Below are 20,840 nucleotides of genomic sequence, written 5' to 3'. Positions count from 1 at the left end.
TATGAAAGTAGGATTAATACAACAAAAGAATACCGCTGATAGAGCGGCGAATATAGAGAAGCTAAAGGTAAATATCCGTAAAGCTGCCCGGGAGGGAGCGGAATTGGTCGTCTTGCAAGAACTGCATAACGGCCTGTATTTCTGCCAGACGGAAGATACGAGTATGTTCGACTTGGCAGAGACGATCCCCGGCCCATCGACGGAAATCTTCGGTGCCTTGGCGAAAGAATTGGGTATTGTCTTGGTGCTTTCCCTTTTCGAGAAGCGTGCCCCGGGCCTGTACCATAACACGGCCGTCGTCTTGGAGAAAGACGGTACGATCGCCGGAAAATACCGCAAGATGCATATCCCGGATGACCCCGCTTATTACGAGAAATTCTATTTTACCCCCGGTGATTTAGGCTTTGAGCCTATCGATACCTCTGTGGGGCGTCTTGGTGTGTTGGTTTGCTGGGATCAATGGTATCCGGAAGCAGCCCGTTTGATGGCTATGCGTGGTGCCGAGATGTTGATCTATCCGACTGCTATCGGCTGGGAAAGTAGCGATACGCAGGAAGAGAAGGACCGTCAGCTGGGTGCGTGGGTGACCATACAGCGGGGACATGCCGTGGCGAACGGACTCCCGGTCATTTCCGTAAATCGTACCGGGCATGAGCCGGACCCTTCGGGACAAACGGGCGGTATCCGGTTTTGGGGAAACAGTTTTGTGGCCGGTCCCCAAGGTGAGCTATTAACCGTATTCCCGAATGACGAGGAGGAGGTACGTGTGATAGAGATCGACAAGACTCGCGGTGAGAACGTGCGTCGTTGGTGGCCTTTCTTCCGGGATCGCCGTATCGATGCGTTTGGTGGTTTGACAGAACGATTTTTAGTATAATGACCGAATACACGCAAGAAGAGGCCGTCTTCCGCATGAACGAAATGGGGAAAGCGGGACGGCCTTTCCTTTTTATCATTGATTATAAACGAGAGCGGATCTACGTGGAGAGGCCGGAAGAGATCGCTCCCTCCGAGTTATTGTACGATTTGAACGGCTTTACGAATACAAATCATGAATGTAACTTGCGGGATTCCTCTCATCTTATATCCGGAGAACCTGTTGAATGGCAACCCTCGTATGTTTCTTTCGAGGAGTATGCCCATTCATTCGAGACCGTTTCCCGGCATATCCATGCGGGTAATTCTTATTTGGTAAACTTGACATGCGCTACTCCGGTATATACGAACCTCTCCTTGAAAGATATCTTTTACCATTCCAAGGCGATGTATAAGCTTTGGATGCGGGATCGTTTCGTGGTATTCTCGCCGGAGATATTCGTGCGGACGCGGGATGGTCTCATCTATTCGTATCCCATGAAAGGTACGATCGACGCTACGCTGCCCGATGCCCGGAGACGTATCCTTGATGATCCCAAGGAAGCGGCGGAGCATGCCACGATCGTGGATTTGATCCGGAATGACTTGAGTATCGTAGCCTCCGAGGTTTGTGTTCCCCGGTATCGTTATATCGATGAATTGCGTACGCATAACGGAAGTTTGTTGCAGGTCAGCTCTGAGATAAGAGGCCGGTTGCCGGAGGGATGGAACGGCCATGTCGGGGAGATTTTGTTCAGCCTCTTGCCTGCCGGCTCCATCACGGGCGCTCCCAAGAAAAAGACCTTGGAGATCATCGCCGAGGCGGAAACCTATGAGCGGGGCTTCTATACGGGGGTGATGGGGTATTTTGACGGCCAAGATTTAGACAGCGCCGTGATGATCCGTTTTATGGAACAAGTCTCTCCCCGTTCGTTTATTTTCAAGAGCGGTGGGGGAATCACCTCTAAAAGTGAGGTGAGATCGGAGTATAACGAGATGAAACAAAAAGTATATGTGCCCATCTATTGAGACCTTATCTGGGAGTCCGTTTGTGGAGACGATCCGTATCGAGAAGGGACGGATACATAACCTTCCGTACCATAATGCCCGGATGAACCGTACCCGCAGGGAGCTATTCGGAGCGAGAGAAGAAATTGATCTCGCGGGTTATATTCATCCGGGGCCTCATCAAGAACGTACCAAATGCCGGGTGGAATATACCCGCGAGGTCTTAAAGGTAGAATACGTTCCTTACCGTATGCGTCCGGTTCATTCCTTGCGATTGGTTACATGCGATGAGATCGATTATTCCTATAAGAGTACGGATCGTCAATGCCTAAATGATTTATTCGCCCAACGAGCGGGACATGACGATATCTTGATAATCCGTGACGGTTTGCTGACCGATACTTCCATTTGTAATGTCGCCCTTTGGAATGGCACCTCTTGGATCACTCCCGCACGCCCTTTGTTATGTGGTACGATGCGTGCTTACTTATTGGATAAAGGCTTGGTACAGGCCGAGGATATCCCGGTAGAGGATCTGCCTAAGTATACCCGGATCCGTCTGTTTAACGCCTTGATCGAGTTCGGTGAAATCGATGAGATCACACGAATATACGTATGACCCTACGCGAGTATCGGCGTGGCCCTGTGCCTATATAGGTAAGGGGTTACGCCGATATCCGTGTGGCCTCTTACCTATATAGGCATGAATCAAGGTGTTTCCTAGAACAATATATCCACCTCCATATTGCTGATCCATTCTACCGGACGGCCGGCCACCTTATTGCAAGTGACGGCGAATTTCAAGGGGAGGATAATTCCCAACGGGATGCGTAACCATCCCGGCATATTGAAATTATGGACACCGATCAGGGAACCTAGCTGGATACCGACCGAGGGAGCTACCAAGAAACGGGTCTCGTCATTACGGCGGTCTATACCCATCTCGAAATAACTATACAGGCCGAGGAAACGTTTCGGGGAAACGAATATATCCATGTTATAATTGGCGCCCGCCTTCACGTTCCAGTTCTTGATCGTGTAGGAGGAGGAAGGGGCGTGCATATAATAACCGGAGATCGTAGGGGATACCCAATGAGCGATGTCGCCCGGCTCCATGATCATGCCTTTCCCTTTCCCGAACTTATGCCAATTGATCATGCTGACGTTCAAGCGACCGCCATACGTCATGACACCGTCCCGGTTGCTATGGATCGGCGTACCGATCAGGAACATGAAGGAGTTGGCTACCCTCGACCGGATAAAGTTGCGGGTAAAAGGCTCTTGTACGATCAGCTGTAGCTCATCCTTACGGTCGGCGACGGAAGCTTCCAAGGGGACGTCATCCAGATCCGTCCCGAAGGGGATCGGGAAATCCTTGATTACCGGGAAACGATCGTAGACGAACTGGGGCAGGTCGTCTCGTTCGGAAGGGATCTCGTTCAAGATATTCTCGCCTGATCCTTCCAAAGCATTCTGGTAAGCTTTCCAGACTTCTACGATAGACTCGCAGGTGGCGGTCACGACTTGGTAGAATACTTTCGTCTCCCGCTCGTAGCTATCGCCTTTCTCCAAGGAATAAGGGTGCTTCTCCGTGACCCGGATATGCCGGTAATCATCGGCCTCGTTGTACTCCATCCTGTTTTGGTTCAGACGTTTATCGCCGTAAGCACTCCATGTCTCGCCTTTTAGGTTAGCGGTCTGTACGGGGATGGTATTGTAGAAATCGTGCAAGCTCTTATTGTTGGATACGGCGGAGGCGGAGAAGCCCCTACGTACCATTTGGTGTCCGGAGGCGAAGGAGTCTTGTAGGAAATGCTCGGCAAAAGCCTCGTACATCGTGGCGTAGAACATAAGGTTGCTCGCCATTTGCGTATCTCCTTTACACATCTCTTTGCCTGCCTCTTGTGCTAGATAGATGGCGAAGATGTGGATGCAGAAATACTTGCTCATGGAGGGCAACTGATTTAATTTATCGAAGACCTTGTTTACTTCCGAGGGGCGTTGAAGGCGGCGGATCAGCTCGGGGTCGATCATCTTCAGATGCTCGTTCAATCCCTTGCCATAGGCGTAGAAGTGGGAGAGATCCTTGATCGCCAGGATACCGTAAGCCAGATTGATGTCGAGCAGCTCCTTGCTGTTGGCTCCGGTGAGGAACTCGTTCATGGCTTGTGTCTCCAAAGCCAGCGTACGGTTCGTCTTGGAGAAATGGGTCTGCAGGCCTGTCTCCAAGAGCATGGGATTTTCCACATGGTCGCCGGCCAATCCGCAAAGCGTACCGTAGGTTACGATATTCGGCAACTGCGTCAGCTCATTCATGGCGTAGGCGTTCGAGCCGGGCATATGCGACATGTTGAGGATCTGCAGCAAGGCGCTATCGGCGACGGCCTCGTTGGGGAAGATCCCGTTTTCCACCAGATAACGCGGGAGAAGGCTCATGGCACGGTCGCCGATCTTACGATGCTCGGCGAAATCCCATGCGAAGGCCGAACTTGTTATTGCGCTGATACCCATAAGTAGGCATCCGCGGTGAAGAAGTTGTTTAATAGTGTTTCTCTTGTTCATATCTATACTTGTTTATAATTATCTGAATAACTCAAGCGCGAACTTCAATCCGACGCTTTGATACTTGAACTTCTCGAAGCCTAGGAAAAGCGCTATATGAAAAAGGTCGCTACCGATACCATACCCGAGCTCGCTGTAATTCGGCAATACGGGAGTCCATAGCTGGCTGAGGTAGAAACGTTCGGACACGAGGTATTTATGCGCCTTGGGATTGGGCTTGAGGAATCGCAATAGAATGAATGGGCTCTCGTACATGAGGTGCCCTTGAATATATTTGTCGGAGGCATTGCACCAATCCCCACCTAGATTATGAAAGATCCCGCCAAACCGGTCGCCCCAAGGCTCGGGGAAATAACGTTTGGCGAAATAGCTGAAATCGGCGAAGTACATGTTATGCTGGTTAAAAAAGAGTCCACCGCTTAGATTGTAACTCAGTCGTTCGGATAAGCCCAGCCGTACGGTCTGGTTCATGCCGGCCTCCATCCGCCAATAATTTCCCGTACAGCCGAGCAGGTCCGGTATGCTTCGTGCCAGCTCGATCCGGAAGGTCGGGTAATGGGAATGCAGGTACTCTTTCCGGTAACCGTCCATCCAGTAATATTGCCGGGGCGTGTAGGTAAGGCCGATAACCGGGGTGAACTCATTATGATCCTTAAGATCCAATCCGGTATCCTTGTTCTTTTTCATGGGCGTACGATGGTGGTATGCGAGTCCGGCCGAGAGCCGGAAGCCGTTCATCAGTTCTATCTGGTTCATCAGCTTGGCATAGTAGTGCTGGAAATACTTCAAGTTGAGATCTTCGAAACGGATTGGGGTATCTTTTAGGATCTCGTTGATCTGGTGGATCACTTCGGAGGAATAGCTTTGGTTGTCATTGGCTATCGTGAGGTTGAGGATACCTTGACGCTCGGGGTGATACTCCCAGTCGGTTGTTAGCCGTAGGCGTAGCTCTTTCTCCTTGAATAGGAAACCGATCTCGGGGTGGAAGCGTAGCTGACGGTCATGCTCGAATGTCTTACTGATACGTGCTTCTTGCTTATAGGTGATCCCGTTGCTTCCGAAAGATAGCTGGAACGGGTTGAGAAGGCCGGAATACTTCACACGAGTACTCTTGTAATCCCTGTTGACCGTGCTGGTGAGCCGCTCGCCGAGTTGGAGGTAGCGAGTGAGAGCGCTGCTGTCCGCTTCCGTCCTCACCACGTTCGTTCCGGTGGTGTACAAGGCTTTCTCGTCGGTAGTGAGCGGCTTGTCCCTCCGGCTGTTCCAATAAGCGCTGTCTTGGGTAAAGGAGAGTGTGTCGGAGGTGATCGTATAGTATTGGGTTTGATCGAGCGAGTATAATTTCCTGCTCTCATGGTCTTCCTCTACCCAAGAGATCGATTTATAGCGGAAAGCGGCGTGGATGTCGCTCTCTATCCGGTTGCCTAGGGCATGGTAGCAGACTTGCAGGTCAGCCTCTTCCGGGAGGATGAAATGCTTCTCGTCACGGTTGAAACGTATGCTTAGGTTGAACTCGGAGAAAGAGGAGTGCCCTTGTATCTCGATACGGTCGATGGTCCAGAGTTCGTCGGTTACGTACAGGTTTCCGGATAGTAGTTTCTGGCTCCATTGGCGAGGGGTGAAACGGATGTTATACACAGGGATGCCGGAGATCGTGTCTGTGCCTTCCTGCCGAAACGTGTAATATTTGAAAGCATCGGGCGAGAGTGGCATGATGATTCCCTTATTGTAGATCGTGGGGGAGTAGACGTTCAAGTTGACGAATGAGGCTATCTCCTTGTAATGTCTTCCGGCGGCGAGATGGCTGCTGTTGATGGCTACGATCTTGTTGCGATAATGGTTGGGAGCGTCGTAGCGGGTGAGGCCGCTCATCTCGAAGAGAGCATCGCAGGGATGACGCTCTATCGGGAAGACCAGATAGGCGTATCGTAGCAGCTTGTTCTTCCGGGGAACGTGCGTACGGCCTTTCACGTAGGTCTCCGCTTCATAGCTCTCGAGGACGTGCTCGTAGATGGGGGCTTGATGGATTACCTGCCGCATGATGGAGTCGGCTCGTGTGACGGGTGTCTTCTCTTGTGCCCGCAGGTCTGAATGGACTAGCGGGCACAGAAGAAGTATGGATAGTAGAATAAGGTGTCCCGTCTCGATCCTCATCCTGTCAATGTATGGCGAAGGTTGGGCATACTAATGCGCAAAGATGGCAGCCGACACATTTTTGCTCGTCTATCACCGGTTTGCGCATAGAGGTGAAACGGATAGCTTGATGTCCACCGTCGTTACAGGAAACGAAACAGCGTCCGCAGCCGAGGCATAGGCTGTTATCTACTGTCGGGCGGTGTATCTGCGTACGTTCCAGTTTCTCGGGGGGTACGATGTTCGGTAAAGCGATACCTATGAGGTCGGATAGGGTTTTATATCCGTTCTCTTGCATGAACAGTCGTAACCCTTCGCATAGATCGTCGATGATCCGGAAGCCGTATTGCATCACGGCGGTACATATCTGTAGGTTCGTGCAGCCTAGTAGCAGGAAATCGAGGGCATCCCGCCAAGTCTCTATACCGCCTATCCCGCTGATAGGCATCTTGCCGGCAGAAGGATCGCTCGCCAGCTCATGTATGAACCGGAGAGCGATAGGGCGCACGGCTTTCCCCGAATAGCCGGACACGCTGCTCAGTCCGCAGACAACGGGCCGGGCCGTAAGTGCTTTCTCATCGATACGGGTGATACATTTGATGGTGTTGATGGCGGCTATCCCGGTGGCTCCTCCTTCGTGGGCGGCGAGCGCCACGGGTGTCATCTGCCCGATATTCGGTGTCATCTTCGCTAGTATCGGCAGATGGGTACCCCGGCGTGTGGCGGCGGTGAACCGGCGTACCAGTTCCGGGTTTTGTCCTACGTCGCTGCCCATCCCTTCTTGCGTCATTTGTGGGCAAGAGAAGTTGCACTCAATGATATCGGCCCCGGCCTGCGTGGAGTATTGGGCGAGCCGTGTCCACTCATCGTCTGTCCGTCCCATGATGGAGGAGATGATTAATTTGTCCGGATAGCGTTGCTTGAGGCGATATAGGGTGTCGAAATTCTCTTCGACAGAGGCTTCCGACAATTGTTCCATGTTCTTGAATCCGATGAAAGGTAAGCCATCCACCTCCATTTGGTCGAAGCGGGGGGATACCTCATGGCTCGGATAGAATGATATCGTCTTGAAGCAGATACCGGCCCAACCGGCTTCGAGGGCACGGGCGCACATCTCGTAATTATGGGCTACGGGTGAGGAAGCCAGTATAAAGGGGTTGGCGCAGCGGACACCACAAAAGTCGATCGCCAAGTCTGGAAGCGAAATAGGGGGAGGATTATTCGCCGGGTTTGGCATATCTTGTAATTGCCGTACGATCTGGGTGATGGATATCGCTCGTTCGGTTCGTCCGCGGAGGCAGGCCTTCTCGCAAGGATGCCCGTCACAATCCCGGCAGGCTTCCATCTGGTAGGCCCGGAGGATAGCTCCCGCTAGGTTGTCCATTTTACAGGCCCGCAGCAAGCGGCCCGGATCTAGTCCGGGCTTGCATGCCTTTGTGCAGACAGGGTCATCGCACATATAACAGCGATTCGATTCTTCTGTTAGGAGGCGTTTTCTCTGGAGGAGGTTTGTCTTCATGGCTTCTAACTGTTTATCTTGCTACTTTCTGTATTTTCCGGTAACGCTCGGTCACTACCTCTACGGTATATAGGTGACCGGGTAGGCTGAAGATAGCTTTTCCAGATACCGCTTGCTGGTGACCGGCCAACGTGCCGTTCATGCTGTAGACGTTGACGGTGGCTCCCGGCAGGCAGTCTACCGTAAGCATGCCGTTGAGGAAGCGGATAGACAGGGGTTCGTCGGCCGTTACCACCTCATTTCCGGTGGTGCTCACGTCACCTCGTACATAGGTGATGTTGTTGATGTCCCACGCCAATACGAAGGGTTTGTCGCTGTTTACCATGAAGGGAAAGGTGTCGGTGCCGAAGCTAATCTTCCGTTCGAGTAGCTTGGGGTAGTACTGGTCACGGAGCGTGTTCGACTTCTCGGCAGTGAGCAGATAGAGGGTGGATGAGAAGGACTCGGCTGTCTCTTCCGGCCTGACGTGCTTGTCCGTGCGTCGTATCTTCGAATAGGATGCGCTGATACCCTGCGAGGTTGTCGCCGTGGTCTGGTCTGTCCATTCCCAAGAACTTTGGTTCTCCAGTTGGAAGAAGGGGAATTTCAAATCCATAAGGCTGATGGCACCTTTGGTCTGACTGTCGGAGATTGTACCGCTGGTTTCCAGCGTCATGTTGATCCGTTCGGAGTTGAGGCTGAAGTTGACGGACTTGCTGACATTTGGCTCGCTGGCGGTCATGGTGAGGATCTCACGGGCCTCCCAGTCTCCAAGTTTGCTTGGATTGTCTATGCGGAAAGGCTCTAGGTCGAGAGGCACTTCTACTTGTTTGATACTCTGCCGTGTCATGTAAGTATAGCTGAATATGGGCATTCGTACACTCTGTCTCCGGGTGGGGGAGAGGTATTCTAGGTCGCAACGGGTCAGAATGGGTACAGAGTAGAGGGCGATGGCCCGGTAGTCTGCTGTGTCGTTTGCTTCGAAGGTAACGGTGATGGACTCGGACTGGCTTGTTACTTCCTCGTGTTGTTTCTGGAAGGAGTATCCGCCGCCGAATGCTGCCGTGAGTTTATCCGTATGCGGTCCGAAGGAGCATTTTAGGTCACTTTTATAGAGTCGGCTCACGGAGTTGCTGGTGCCCGATCCCATGGTGAAGGCAAGGCTTGAGGCTACGCCGAGGTCGCCGAACCACTCGTTATTATCCACTACCGTTGGAGGTGGTCCTTCGATGATGCCGACGAGGCGCACGAGATTGCGTAGCTCGCTGTTGCCGAACAGGGCCTTCTCGTCGTTGAAGGAACTGCGTCTCTCCACGATCTCGTTGGAGCGGATGGAGGCGATGTAGGCGTGCTTGTACCAATGGTATGGAGTCTGGTTACCTCGCAGCAGGTAGATATATTGCTTGTAGTAGAGCCCTCCGCCGGGAGCTGTCTCGGTGGTAGGATCTGCCGCGGTGGCTACGACCGTGTAGCCGTAGGGCAGGTCGGTGTAGATGGGTGCGTCGGTGGCGAAGCTGTTGCTACCGGGGTAGAATTTCTTTAGGAAGTGTTCGCCCGTTCCCTTGCCATCATAGGTACAGTAGCTGAAGATCAGGGGATTTGAGGAAGCTTTGTAGCCGCTGGTATTGTCGGCTGCGTAGCCTTCTATATCGGCTTGGATGAGCTTGAGCGAGAAGGTCTTCGAGCGTCCTATGTCGTGATGCGCGTATTCTTCCCAGTTGGAGGGCCATATGTTATCCTTGCCATACTCGCCGCTGTAGCTGAATGCCTCGAAGGTACCGCTCTTGAGTCGGCCTATGATGAGTTTCTCCACGTTCTTTTTCTCGGTGTCGTCGTAGCCGTACCACGAGGTGGCGTCCCAGTGGTCGTCGGGATCGTATTCCATTGATATGCCTGTTGAGCCTTTTAGCTCGATATTATCGTGTCCGGCGTTGCGCACGGTGCCGCACCAGTCCCAGCCGCTGTTCAGCTCGGGGTCGCCGTATTGGTAGACTTGCAGTTTCTTGTTGGTGCGGCGGTGTAGGATGACGCAGATCTTGTCACGGTAGATGGTGGCGGCGAAGTTGGCGTAAGTTTTCCCGTCATCGAGCATACGAGTTTTCTTGTATTCTCCCTTTTTCATATCCACCTCGCCGATCCATATCTGGCCATTGGTATTATTCTTCCAGAGCACGTAGAAGCGATTGCGGTATACGATGATCTCGGCATCTTGGTATACGCCGAAATCATTGAGAAAGATCATTTTCTTACCGGTGTCGCCAACGGTGGATTGTTCCATTGTCCGGGTCTCGCCGTTCACCTCGAAAGCGATGAGGCGTATGGATGAGGGGCCGTTATTATCTATGTAGACCCCGTAGAGCTTCCCTTGGTAGTATTGTGCGTCGGTGAAGCAGTAATAGGCACCTCCGTCTTTATCCATATTGTGGAATTCTTTCACCTTATACAGTTCGGGATGTTGGCTTATCTGTGCCTTGACGATGGTGGTAGAGGCACAGATAAGCAAAAATATGGCGATCAGCCGTATCGCTTGTGCTTTGAGTGTCGTTCTCATGTATATATCTGTTTAAGAGGTTTAGAAACTGATATTGAATTGTAACTGTACGGACTGCCTGTTGCCGAAGCTTCCGTTTACTCCGAGCGAGATGTTGTCAGCGAGGAAATAGTTCACCCCAGCCAAAGCGTACAGCTTGTGACGGGCGTGGAAAGTCTCGTCGATACGAACGGTATAGTCCTCGCCGGCATATGTCTTGGTGAACTCGTACCGGTCTTTCATCGTGTAGTCCTTGTAGAGGATGCCGGCATAGGGCACGAAATTCCCCAGTGCGTATCCGGCCACCACGGGCACGGCCCACTCTAGGTAACGGCGGTTGAGGCTGAGGTCTCGCAAGGGGATGGTCTTGCCTTGGTAATACACCTCGGTGGTCATGTTATCGCTGTTGGCATAGCGCACGCCGGGTTGGGTAGACATGAAAAAGCGGTCGGTGAAGGCATGGCCGTAACCTAGCCCTCCGCTGTAGATGGGTACCATGTTCTTGCTGAAGATGGTACTGCTTAGGTCGTCATCATCTCGGAAAGTCTCCTCGTGGGTGAAGTTGGTGGTGCCAATACCTGCCCATAGGCTGAGATTATCCCATATACGGTAGGAGAGACGCAGGGAAATACTGTTCATGATGAGTCGGTGACTTACCGACTGATTGTCCTCGTCGATTTGTTCGGATGTCCAATTCTCCGGGTTTCCCATCTGCCCATCTTCATCCACGCCAAATGACGTGGTGGAGAGCCAAGGGGTACTGGTATCGTGACTTCCGTTGATCTGTAAGTTGAAACGTTTTTCCCCCGTAGGATATTTGTCTAAGGGGATCAATATATCCGCCTTGGCTTGATAGACAGTAAAAACGGATAAGAGTAGGAGTGTAAAATGTCTCATATCGCTATTTATTTAGTTGAATCATTTACGTTGTTATAATATAGGTTGGCGAAGTACTCGATGGGAGTGTTGCCCGTCACCTCCTTGAATTGGCGGTAGAAAGAGGTACGGGAGGTAAACCCAGCCGTCTTGTATAACTCCTGCGGCTCTTGTGTGAGGCACTTGGAAAATTCCCGTATGAGGTACTCTACCCGATAGATAGCCAGCCAGCGACTGAAGTTCATACCCGTCTGATTGTTCAAGGTAGAGGATAGCCGGGTACGGTTCGTGCAAGCGAGGTTGGCCAACTGGCACAAATTGAACTGTGGATCGAGATAAGGCTTCTTATCCTCCATGATTTGTAAGATGCGGGCATATAGCCTGCGTTCGATTAGGGATGGCTTTTGCTTTTCTTCCATATTGGTACTGTCTTAAGTAACCCGCATAAGAGGGACTTGCGAGGTCAAATATAGACAGTCCCATTTGGTAAATCAAGGGATGAGAAAAGATGCGAACGTATTGAAACTTGATCCGAACGATCTGGTACACCAAAGGCCGTAAAGCCCCTGCATCAAAGGCTAGACACGTACTTTAACAGATTATTTGCCGGTCTCTTTTCGTACGTTTCTGTATTGGTTGGGCGTAAGTCCGGTGACTTGCCGGAACTGCCGGAAGAAGGAGGTTCGGGAGGTGAAGCCTGATTCGGAGGCTAGTGCGGTGATGTCGCTGTCGGGACGTAGGGCGACGAGCGAAAGGAGGTGGTGTACCCTGTATTCAGCCAGCCAACGACTGAAGTTCATTCCCGTCTGCCTATTGAGGGTGGTGGATAGTTGTGTTCGGTTAGTACCCACTAGACGGGAGAGGGTCACAAGGTCGAGATTAGGATTTAAGAAAGGCTTTTGCTCTTTCATAACTGATAGGATTCGTTGATATAGGAGATTATCAGCTTTTGTTGTGACCTCGGTGTTTGCCTCTGAATGATCTGGTAGCTTTATTTGTGGCCGGGAGATTAGCAGAAGTGGATCGTGTATTAGCAACCAAGCTGCATGATGGCTTATCAATAAATCGAATAACTGGCGTAGGCGACGGCGATGATTTCTCCACCAAAGATATCCTCCGGTTAGGATAGCCATGAGTAAAATAATGATTCCGGTTAGGATATACTGGATGAGCCGTGCCTGTTCCGCCTCCACCTTCTGACTTTTTAAGCGGGTGGATAATAGTTCGTTTTGCAGGCTTTCGCTGATCATCTTTCTGCGTATGTTCATTTGCTCTTGGGCATAATGGGATTGTAGGGAGTCTGCCCGATTTGCCTGTTGGATGGCTTCCGATTGATTTCCGGTCGCATAATGGCATTCGGACAACATACGTGCCACACGCACCTTATATTCCTCGATATTGTCTTTGTTCCTCAAGAGAGGCGTGGCGACATTATTGAATGAGACTCTGTCTAATTCCTCCAATACGGATAGTGCCTCTTTGTTTTTTCCATGTTTCCGGAGAGAGACGGCGTATTCCATGAAGAGTTGATATTGCAGATAGCTGATCGTGTGTATTTGGTGTTTCGCCTGAAAGTGGCGGATATCGGTAATGCATCGTTGGGTCCATTCCTCCGCTTCGGCGGTCTTTCCCGTACGGCTTAATGCTATAGCTTTTACTAAGTGAGGAGAGCTTATCACTTTATATTTCAAGTTCACCAATGCTGAATCCGCATAGATGAGTGCTTGGGGATATAATCCACATTCAAGACAAGCGTTAGCCGCCGTGATATACCAGTTTTGGGGATTTATATATGCATATTTTCGTGCCTCGTTTATCCATCGCTCGCATTCTGCGGGTTGGCGTGTCTGTGCGTGAAGAAATGCCATACGCAGGTGATTCATGAGAAGGTGCTTGTCTTTTATGCGGATGGCATAAGGTTTCATGCGGTCGAGTAGCATTCTCGCATGGGCCGTATCCTGTAATCTGCAATAGCGGGTGTATATGATTTGGCGGGTTGCCAGCAAAAGCGAGTCATTCCCTATTTCTTGGGCATGGGTTTCTATCTCTTCGCATAGCTGGTCGTTCAAGGGACCGCTCAACAAAGAATAATCATTCAGTTGCGCTATTTGCTGATCCAATTGCTGCTTGGGTGGAAGAAGAGAGTGGGAGTCGCAGGCGTAAAGGACTGACAGTAGGAATATGTAAAGTATGCTTGTTTTCATGATGTCATAGTTTTATTTGTAATTCCAGACCGAAAAAAGGCTGGGTATTTTGTTGAAGGTAAGATCTCGTGCTGGCCGAATAGCGAGTGGGGCGTAAATCGGCGAGGTTGTTGGCAAAGAATGCCAGCGTGATGTGCTCTCCGAAAGCTTTGTTTACCCGGATATTCAGCATACCATATGGTTTATAAGAGTTTGGCAGGAATCGTTCCGGCGCGGTGGTGGAGAGTAAAGGCGCGAAGGCTGGATCCTCTTTCTGTGTCTCGGTGAACGGATGTATGATTCCGTCTGTTCCACACCAATATAGGGGCCATACATTCTCGCCAGTGCTACCGTTGTAGAGCGTACGATATTTATAGAGCCATATCATTTGCCACGTAAGGGTAGTGACCAGTCCGATTCTGGGGATGCGGGTGATGAAACGGAAGTTCGTGGAGATGATCTCCGAACGACTTTCATTTCCCGGTCCGCCTTGCTTGTCGTAAAAACCTACGTAGGGGTATTCTGTTTTATCTGTGTACTGGATCGGCCAGATCCCGTTAAGGGCCGTATTCTTTTCTCGTACACATAACCAGATCCCGTCTATGATTAGGGAGGTACGCAAGGGTGAGAAAGTCCCGAGGTCCGCTACCATCTCGATCCCATGTTTCTTCCTATGGAGTGTATTGACTGGTACAGATACCGGCGTGTAACTATATTTCTCTTGATAAGGGACAGCCTTACCGTTCACCCATACCTGTCCATTTTTGTATTCAGGACGAAGTTGGGCGGTTGATAGATAATCATATTCCCGATAGCTGAACGGAATATATTGCGCCGAGGAGGAAAAGCCATCCGTTTGTTTCTCGAAAAAAGCGGTCATGTCTAGTCGGATGGCCGGAGTCTTCCCTATAAGGCCAACCTCTATCTTTCGATTTACGGTAGGTTTTAATTTCATATTTTGTTCCATTCCGGGGGCATGTGTCGTGAGAATACCAAGGGTGTTTCCACTTTCATTGCTATCATTATAATAGAAAGAGACCTTATCATTATAAATAGCTTCCGGGTAGAGTTTATCCAATGTCGGCATGAAACTGATCCATCCGAGCCCACCTTTTAAACTCAATGTATAGCCGGAGGGAGAGGAGAAGAGAGACCATAAGAGATTCAGGCGAGGTTCTGTCTGATAGATTAAGGCATAATCCCGGCTTTTCAATCCTTGATTTCTTAATCCGGCTTCTACATGGAGGTTGGAAGTCCGGTATGTGGCCTCAATGAAGCCACCGAACGTATGCAAGGACGGGATTTCCCGGAATGAGCGGGGACGGATAGATGTAGAAGGAGGCCTCTGCCGATCGAAATCCCTGCCTCGCCCTTCGTTACCCTCACTACGGTATGAGAATCCGGCTACTAAGCTGATATCCCTCCCTTGTCGTAGAGGGAATAAGGTAGACGCCAGCATCTCGGTTTCTACATAAAAAGGTCGGCTTTCATTGACTAATGTGTACATGTAGTTTGAGGATAAAATACGGGCTTCCCATTCGCCGCTCTCTTTCTGGTCTGTATAAAGCTGGCTAGAGGCATTGTTGACCTGACTCTTTGTTTGTTTGCTTTTTTGAAGGGAACCGTCTATTCTCAGAGACAGCTTCTTGAGCCAACGTCGGTCGGGTTGCCATTCCCCTTGTATGGAAAATCGCTGATCCAATCGTTGTCTTTGTGTATGATTCTGCTCGTTGACGAATTGCTTTTCCTTTCCTATGCGAGAGGTGTAAGTAAGGCTTAATTCTAGTTTTTTCCCTGCGGGCAACCAATGGTAAAGGTTTGCCAAGCGTATGCCGCCGGTATGGAAATCGCCTTGGCTGGTATAGTCCGCTAACAGGTTGAGCGTATGGCCTTGTGGGGAGATACAGAAGCCTTTTCCAAGCATATATTGTTTCAGTTTCGGATTGTAACGTATGCTGGTGGAGAGAGGCATTCTACCTTGATGAGTCTTGAGTAATAATACGCTATTTGTTAAGTTTCCGTACCGGGCAGAAGGTATTCCCCGGATGATTTCCGCCTCTTTCACTTGGTTGAGAGATAGAAAACGGGCATCGTATCCTTCGTAAGGCTCGTTGATGCCGGCGTTGAAATGAAGAGGAGAACCGTCTATCCATATTTGGGCACCCATAGCCGCGTCCTTATGAAACTGGTTTACCCCGTTCTTTAAAGAAACCTCCCGCACTGAGAAATATTGTGCGTCTGTCACCCCAGAATTATTGGTGAGACCTCCCGGTAATAATTGTGTCAGATCAGCGATCGTGATCGGTTGCGTGTGTTCTAATGTTGATGCAGGAAGCAAGGAAACCGTACCCGGAGTCTTAGACTCGATGGCTGTTACCAAAATGTTGGGTAAATAAAAGGACAGAGTATCCGGTTGCTTTTGCCCGTGAAGGTAATTGCCCGGATGAAGTGATGACAATAAGAGAAATATCGTCACGATCTTTATTGGTGTTTTGTACAAAGTTGAGTAACGCATAGTATTAAGACCTATTATAGCCAGATGACAATACTGAGATTTCCGCCCCCTCCGAGGGGCGATTGAGGACTTGTCGTTTGTTCGAGACTACCTATTAAACGAAATCCCGCTGATAAGGCGGAATGAATGGGATGCCGATATTCCATTTCCGCACCGATACCCAGACGGGTTGCCGTGCGAGCAATAAAATCCTCGTTCACTTTTTGCATGTTCTGCTCTAGCTTGATTTCTGCAGAGCCATTCTCATCCTTCTGCGTTTCCTTCTCCCATTTGATCTCGGTGCCATAGCCCGACACGATATACACGGACGGGCGGATACTTAGCTTGTTTTCTTTAGGTAGGCGGATTTGTCGAAGAAACGCGATCTCTCCGTGGAAGAGTCCTGTATATTGTTTGACCGTAAAAGGATATATGTAGAAATCATTTTCCAAACGATTCCATCCGACAGTCATTTGCCATGTGGATACCTTTTCGCCCGAAGTATCATTCTTTGTCGCCTCGTAACTTAGTTGGGTAGATAACATCCGTTGCCTTGCTAGGCGATAGGTGGCGAATGTAGTCCATATGGCAGACGAGCTTGTGGTGGGATTCCGTTGTAATATGCGGTTGGCCGTAGTTTGGTTGAATCGGGCTGTGGGCGACCAGATATGCGTCCACGATTTATTCGTTCGGGTAAAACGACCTTGGTAACTGATTTGATGCAGCCGTTCTTCCCAGCCTCTCAAGTTGCCGGAGTTATTTGGATTGTCCGCTAATTGCTGGGTCTCGTAGGAGAGATCATGGAAAAGACTCCAATGCTCTTTTAGGGTTTCCGTTTGCAAGGAAACACCTAGGCGTTTTCCTTGGCTGCGAAACAGGAAACTTCCCGATAATTCTTGCATCGGAAGCCAATACCCCAGAGGAAATGTATAAAGTTTATCTTTACTATCCGTATCATACGTTAATTCCTCTGTTCGATGGGTATAATGGATCGAGGCTCCAAAACGTCTGCGTACTTGTTCGTAAACGACACCTCCTGATATCCGGATTAAGTGTGCCATCCCATGGTAGATATGGTAAGAGGAGCGATCTTCGTTGCTTGTAGCTGTATAGTCTCCATCTATCCCGACCTTGATTTTCGGGGATAAGACGTAAGCCGCTTGTCCGTAGATCCTGTATTTCTCGATGCGTTGTGGCTCTCCCAAGGAATCGCCGGCCGTAATCAGATAGTCCGGTTGCGATAATAAATTCCATTTTCTCCCTTCCAGTAGGCTTTGCGACCAATCGATACCACCCGCCAGCCAAAGCAGACCCAGCTTTCGGTTACCGGATACATAAGCCCTATAGGTCTGTGTTTGATCCGGCTGGTCGCTGGCAGGTAAGGCGGCTTGATGGATCAAATAACTTAAACCAGCTTCCATAGCGCTGTCCTTAGGCACATAGCTGATGCTGACAGGATTGGCGGATAAAGCCCATGCGCTCTCTTGTTGAGCCCATGACCGTGAGGCATAGACAGATAGTGATATCATATATAGAATGATAGTGATCTTCATAGAGGCTTACCGTTTTAAGGAAGGTGGACTTTTCTCGAAATCCTCGGCGGTGTTATTGGAATCTTTCCAGCGGAAGCGTTTCCCCTCTTGCTCATATTTCCGACGCATTGCCAGGCCGGAGCCGCCGGACGTGGCTATACCCGGACTCACATCCATAGAAGATGGGATACGTGTGTAAGCTACCGTAGAGGTTGAAGAGACGAAATTTGCGATATCCAGCACCCAATCAGCGGGTATATGGAGGTATTTTAGCGTATTGAAACTCTCAGGTTCTTTTTGGATGTGATCCGGATTGGCGATCCATTCTCTTAAGTCCGTTTTGGGACGGAACAAGAGGATCGTCGGGCCGTTCATGGAAAACAGATAGGAGAAACCGGTGCCACGCCATACCAAGTTTAGAGGTTTTACACCGGCGGAGATTTGGCTTCCGGTCAAGATAGGATCCCAAAAAGCCCATTCCACGCTGGATAAATCGAGCGAGGCCGGAACTCCCACTTCGCTATTGGTATGGTTTATGGCGTTAATCGCTATCGTTTGTCGCTCCCCCGGTTGAATGGGATATTCGGCTCCCGTTCCCGGAAACTCCCAGCACATCATGAATAAAGGTATTTCTTTCATATCGGTATGGAGCATCCATCCGGAAGGCTTTGTCACGCTTACGGGTCCTGCTTGTGCGATACATAGGCCATCTAGGAAAATCAAGTCATCGGAGTTATTGACCAACGTGAGGTATTGATCTTTGTTATAGACATTTTTCCCGTCAGGCCAGAGACAACCGCTGAAATAAATCTCGCTAATCAGCAGACGGCCTCGTTCGGACACTTCCAAAGGTATTTCCACGGATCGTTCTTCTCCATTGGCCTCGAACTGGATATTGGAGAGGCTACCACTCAATATATAATCCCTGTTGCCAGTCGTGGTTTCCTGATTTGCGGAGATTGCGCATATGCCAGCGGTTAGTTCAAATAGAGCTAGTCCATTTGTGTCGGTGGTCGTGGTGTAGACACAGCCTATACTTTGATTGATTAGTGTGACCGGGATATTCGCCAAGGAGATATCTGCGTATCCGGAAGGTTTCTTCAATTGGATATGGATACTCCCCGTTTTGAAATACTCATTCTCGCATCCTGCCAGAAAACACAGACAGAGCAGGTGGGTGAGGAGAGAAAGATGTTTGTCTATCATGAATATGGGGCATTGTGCTTAATAACTGTAGACAAATATATGTGATTTTTTTATATTTCCATTTAGGAGCTAAAAACATTAACATGTGTTCTTCTTATTTCGGTAGCTTCAGCACGAACCGGATCAAGGCCACGAACACCTTCCCGTACCGGTCCAGCTTGATTTGCCCCACGCCCCGGATGTCGCTGAACTGGTCCAAGGTGACCGGTTTCTTCTCCACCATGTCTTCCAAGGAATCGTCGGAGAAGATGATATAAGCCGGCGTATGCTCTCGCTCGGCAATTTGCTTGCGAAGCTGGCGGAGGGAGTCCAGCAAGGTCTCGTCTGTGGAGGCGGACCGGATCGGCCGGATCGGCTGGGCCTTGAAGGAGGATTTCCGCTCGCCTCTCCGGACGGGGCGTGTCAGCTCATCCGGTTCCCGATAGATGACGAGCTGGGCCTTTTGCTCCCCGTACAGGACACGCCTGCCTAACGGGGTCATCCGCAAGACACGCTCGGCGGCGTAGTCGATCTCCATGTACCCGAGTTGGATCATCTGGTAAATGTACTCCTTCCATTCCTTATAAGAGAGGTCCCGTCCGGCGCCGTACGTCTTTAGCTTATCGTATCCTCTCTCCAAGAGTTCCGCCCGACCGGAGGCACGTAATATGTCGATCAGCATTTGCATGCCTACATGCTCGCCGGTCCGGATGACGGCGCTCAGCGCTTTTTGTATCAAGACACTGCCATCGAAGCGTTGCGGAGGGTTCTTGCACACGTCGCAGTTGCCGCAATCATGGTCCGCTTCCTCGCCGAAGTAACTGAGCAGGACACGGCGGCGGCACATATCGGACTCGCAATACTGTCTCATCCGGTTTAGCTTCTCCAAGTTCACCTCGCTTTGGCCACTCTCCTCGGCGAAACGGCGAAGTACGATCAAGTCGCTCAAGGAATAGAACAGGAGGGTATCGCTTTTCATCCCGTCCCTTCCGGCACGGCCGATCTCTTGGTAGTAATTCTCGATACTCCCCGGCATGCTGTAATGCACGACCCAACGGACATTACTCTTGTCGATACCCATCCCGAAAGCTACCGTGGCGCACACCACGTCCACCCGGTCGTTGATGAAATCGTTCTGGGCCTGTTCCCGTTGGGCGGGCAGGAGGCCGGCGTGGTAGGCGATCGCCTTGATATTATACATCGCCAACTCATCGGCCAGCTCGGTCGTATCGTTGCGGCGCATGCAATAGATGATACCGCTCTGCTCCCGGTGCCCCCGGATGAAATGGACGATGGCGGCGATCTTTTCTTTCTTGTTAAGCCCCCGGCGTACCGTGAGGGAGATGTTCGGGCGGTCGAATGACGATATGAACGTCTGGGGCGTGCGAAGTCGTAACTGCTCTAGGATATCCTTCCGGGTGATTTTATCGGCGGTAGCGGTCAGGGCCACGACCGGGACTTTTGGGAAACGTTCCTTCAAGATCGCCAGTTGCGTGTATTCCGGACGGAAGTCATGTCCCCAATGCGATACGCAATGCGCCTCGTCGATAGCGATGAGCGAGATGTCCAGCCGGGGCAGGAACCAGTCCGCCTCCATCTTGATCCGTTCCGGGGAGATATACAATAATTTGATCTTGCCCTGCACGCAAAGTTGCTTCACCTGTTGTTGCTCCTCTTCCGGCATCATACTGTTCAACGCCGCCGCCGGGATGCCGTTGGCGATCAACCCCTCTACTTGATCCTTCATCAAGGCGATCAAGGGGGACACCACCAAAGCCGTACCCGGCAGATAGATAGCCGGTAGCTGGAAACAGATCGACTTGCCTCCACCCGTGGGCATCAGCACCAACGAGTCCTCTTTCTGTAAGATACGCTGTATGATGTCCGCCTGCAAGGGACGGAAGGAGGTATATCCGAAGAACTTCTTCAGTAGTAGTAATAATTCTTTCATATCGCTTTACGGGCATAAAAAGCGCAAAGATAG

At 50.6% G+C, this 20,840-nt stretch carries 14 protein-coding genes; 3 read left to right on the top strand and 11 right to left on the bottom strand.

Features of this window, described 5'->3' with window-relative positions:
• The first annotated feature begins 1 nt into the window (after nucleotide 1).
• The 3 genes from DWX33_RS00915 to DWX33_RS00905 are packed head-to-tail and all read left to right on the top strand — an operon-like array spanning nucleotide 2 to nucleotide 2,482.
• Nucleotides 2–877: a carbon-nitrogen hydrolase gene (locus DWX33_RS00915; protein WP_005862165.1), complete on the top strand. Its 876-nt coding sequence runs from the start codon at nucleotides 2–4 to the stop codon at nucleotides 875–877.
• Nucleotides 877–1,884, top strand: a complete 1,008-nt coding sequence (locus tag DWX33_RS00910) for an aminodeoxychorismate synthase component I (RefSeq protein WP_005862167.1) — start codon at nucleotides 877–879, stop codon at nucleotides 1,882–1,884. The genes DWX33_RS00915 and DWX33_RS00910 overlap by 1 nt, the downstream gene beginning before the upstream one ends.
• Entirely contained in the window at nucleotides 1,868–2,482 is a 615-nt protein-coding gene (locus tag DWX33_RS00905; RefSeq protein ID WP_005862170.1) for an aminotransferase class IV family protein, read from the top strand. The genes DWX33_RS00910 and DWX33_RS00905 overlap by 17 nt, the downstream gene beginning before the upstream one ends.
• A gap of 101 nt (nucleotides 2,483–2,583) precedes the next feature.
• Here DWX33_RS00905 and DWX33_RS00900 read toward each other — a convergent pair whose 3' ends face one another.
• The 11 genes from DWX33_RS00900 to recQ all read right to left on the bottom strand — a co-directional run bounded on the left by DWX33_RS00900 (nucleotide 2,584) and on the right by recQ (nucleotide 20,807).
• Complete coding sequence (locus DWX33_RS00900; protein WP_057326276.1) at nucleotides 2,584–4,425, bottom strand: hypothetical protein; 1,842 nt, start codon at nucleotides 4,423–4,425, stop codon at nucleotides 2,584–2,586.
• A gap of 18 nt (nucleotides 4,426–4,443) precedes the next feature.
• Nucleotides 4,444–6,579, bottom strand: a complete 2,136-nt coding sequence (locus tag DWX33_RS00895) for a DUF5686 family protein (RefSeq protein WP_122379685.1) — start codon at nucleotides 6,577–6,579, stop codon at nucleotides 4,444–4,446.
• A 4-nt stretch (nucleotides 6,580–6,583) separates the two neighbouring features.
• Complete coding sequence (preA, locus tag DWX33_RS00890) at nucleotides 6,584–8,077, bottom strand: NAD-dependent dihydropyrimidine dehydrogenase subunit PreA (protein WP_122379684.1); 1,494 nt, start codon at nucleotides 8,075–8,077, stop codon at nucleotides 6,584–6,586.
• Between the two features lie 13 nt (nucleotides 8,078–8,090).
• Nucleotides 8,091–10,607 (bottom strand): hypothetical protein, encoded by a 2,517-nt coding sequence (locus DWX33_RS00885; RefSeq protein WP_122379683.1) that lies wholly within the window; start codon nucleotides 10,605–10,607, stop codon nucleotides 8,091–8,093.
• Between the two features lie 21 nt (nucleotides 10,608–10,628).
• Nucleotides 10,629–11,483, bottom strand: coding sequence for a hypothetical protein (locus DWX33_RS00880; protein ID WP_122379682.1), 855 nt, complete (start codon nucleotides 11,481–11,483; stop codon nucleotides 10,629–10,631).
• An 8-nt stretch (nucleotides 11,484–11,491) separates the two neighbouring features.
• Nucleotides 11,492–11,881, bottom strand: coding sequence for a helix-turn-helix domain-containing protein (locus DWX33_RS00875; RefSeq protein ID WP_005862182.1), 390 nt, complete (start codon nucleotides 11,879–11,881; stop codon nucleotides 11,492–11,494).
• A 180-nt stretch (nucleotides 11,882–12,061) separates the two neighbouring features.
• Nucleotides 12,062–13,666, bottom strand: a complete 1,605-nt coding sequence (locus tag DWX33_RS00870; RefSeq protein WP_122379681.1) for a helix-turn-helix domain-containing protein — start codon at nucleotides 13,664–13,666, stop codon at nucleotides 12,062–12,064.
• Nucleotides 13,667–13,670: 4 nt separating this feature from the next.
• Nucleotides 13,671–16,160 carry a TonB-dependent receptor gene (locus DWX33_RS00865; RefSeq protein WP_122379680.1) on the bottom strand — a complete coding sequence of 830 codons (2,490 nt, stop codon included), beginning with the start codon at nucleotides 16,158–16,160 and terminating at the stop codon, nucleotides 13,671–13,673.
• A 14-nt stretch (nucleotides 16,161–16,174) separates the two neighbouring features.
• Entirely contained in the window at nucleotides 16,175–17,692 is a 1,518-nt protein-coding gene (locus tag DWX33_RS00860) for a DUF6850 family outer membrane beta-barrel protein (RefSeq protein ID WP_122379679.1), read from the bottom strand.
• Between the two features lie 6 nt (nucleotides 17,693–17,698).
• On the bottom strand, nucleotides 17,699–18,877 hold the full coding sequence (locus DWX33_RS00855; RefSeq protein WP_005862191.1) for a DUF4876 domain-containing protein: 1,179 nt from the start codon (nucleotides 18,875–18,877) through the stop codon (nucleotides 17,699–17,701).
• 94 nt (nucleotides 18,878–18,971) lie between these two features.
• Nucleotides 18,972–20,807, bottom strand: coding sequence for a DNA helicase RecQ (gene recQ / locus DWX33_RS00850; protein ID WP_121961038.1), 1,836 nt, complete (start codon nucleotides 20,805–20,807; stop codon nucleotides 18,972–18,974).
• Between the last annotated feature and the right edge of the window lie 33 nt (nucleotides 20,808–20,840).

The sequence above is a fragment of the Parabacteroides sp. AF19-14 genome (assembly GCF_003635485.1).
In the GTDB taxonomy this organism is placed as follows: Bacteria; Bacteroidota; Bacteroidia; order Bacteroidales; family Tannerellaceae; genus Parabacteroides; species Parabacteroides distasonis.
The sequence above is the reverse complement of the archived record's forward strand: the minus strand, read 5'-3'. Positions and strand labels throughout refer to the sequence as shown.

Excerpts from the sequence above, each read along its gene's own strand:
- DWX33_RS00865 (WP_122379680.1), bottom strand. The coding sequence starts at position 16,160 with ATGCGTTACTCAACTTTGTACAAAACACCAATAAAGATCGTGACGATA.
- preA (WP_122379684.1), bottom strand. The coding sequence starts at position 8,077 with ATGAAGACAAACCTCCTCCAGAGAAAACGCCTCCTAACAGAAGAATCG.
- DWX33_RS00905 (WP_005862170.1), top strand. The coding sequence starts at position 1,868 with ATGTGCCCATCTATTGAGACCTTATCTGGGAGTCCGTTTGTGGAGACG.
- DWX33_RS00895 (WP_122379685.1), bottom strand. The coding sequence starts at position 6,579 with ATGAGGATCGAGACGGGACACCTTATTCTACTATCCATACTTCTTCTG.
- DWX33_RS00885 (WP_122379683.1), bottom strand. The coding sequence starts at position 10,607 with ATGAGAACGACACTCAAAGCACAAGCGATACGGCTGATCGCCATATTT.
- DWX33_RS00875 (WP_005862182.1), bottom strand. The coding sequence starts at position 11,881 with ATGGAAGAAAAGCAAAAGCCATCCCTAATCGAACGCAGGCTATATGCC.
- recQ (WP_121961038.1), bottom strand. The coding sequence starts at position 20,807 with ATGAAAGAATTATTACTACTACTGAAGAAGTTCTTCGGATATACCTCC.
- DWX33_RS00880 (WP_122379682.1), bottom strand. The coding sequence starts at position 11,483 with ATGAGACATTTTACACTCCTACTCTTATCCGTTTTTACTGTCTATCAA.
- DWX33_RS00870 (WP_122379681.1), bottom strand. The coding sequence starts at position 13,666 with ATGAAAACAAGCATACTTTACATATTCCTACTGTCAGTCCTTTACGCC.
- DWX33_RS00860 (WP_122379679.1), bottom strand. The coding sequence starts at position 17,692 with ATGAAGATCACTATCATTCTATATATGATATCACTATCTGTCTATGCC.
- DWX33_RS00915 (WP_005862165.1), top strand. The coding sequence starts at position 2 with ATGAAAGTAGGATTAATACAACAAAAGAATACCGCTGATAGAGCGGCG.
- DWX33_RS00910 (WP_005862167.1), top strand. The coding sequence starts at position 877 with ATGACCGAATACACGCAAGAAGAGGCCGTCTTCCGCATGAACGAAATG.
- DWX33_RS00855 (WP_005862191.1), bottom strand. The coding sequence starts at position 18,877 with ATGATAGACAAACATCTTTCTCTCCTCACCCACCTGCTCTGTCTGTGT.
- DWX33_RS00900 (WP_057326276.1), bottom strand. The coding sequence starts at position 4,425 with ATGAACAAGAGAAACACTATTAAACAACTTCTTCACCGCGGATGCCTA.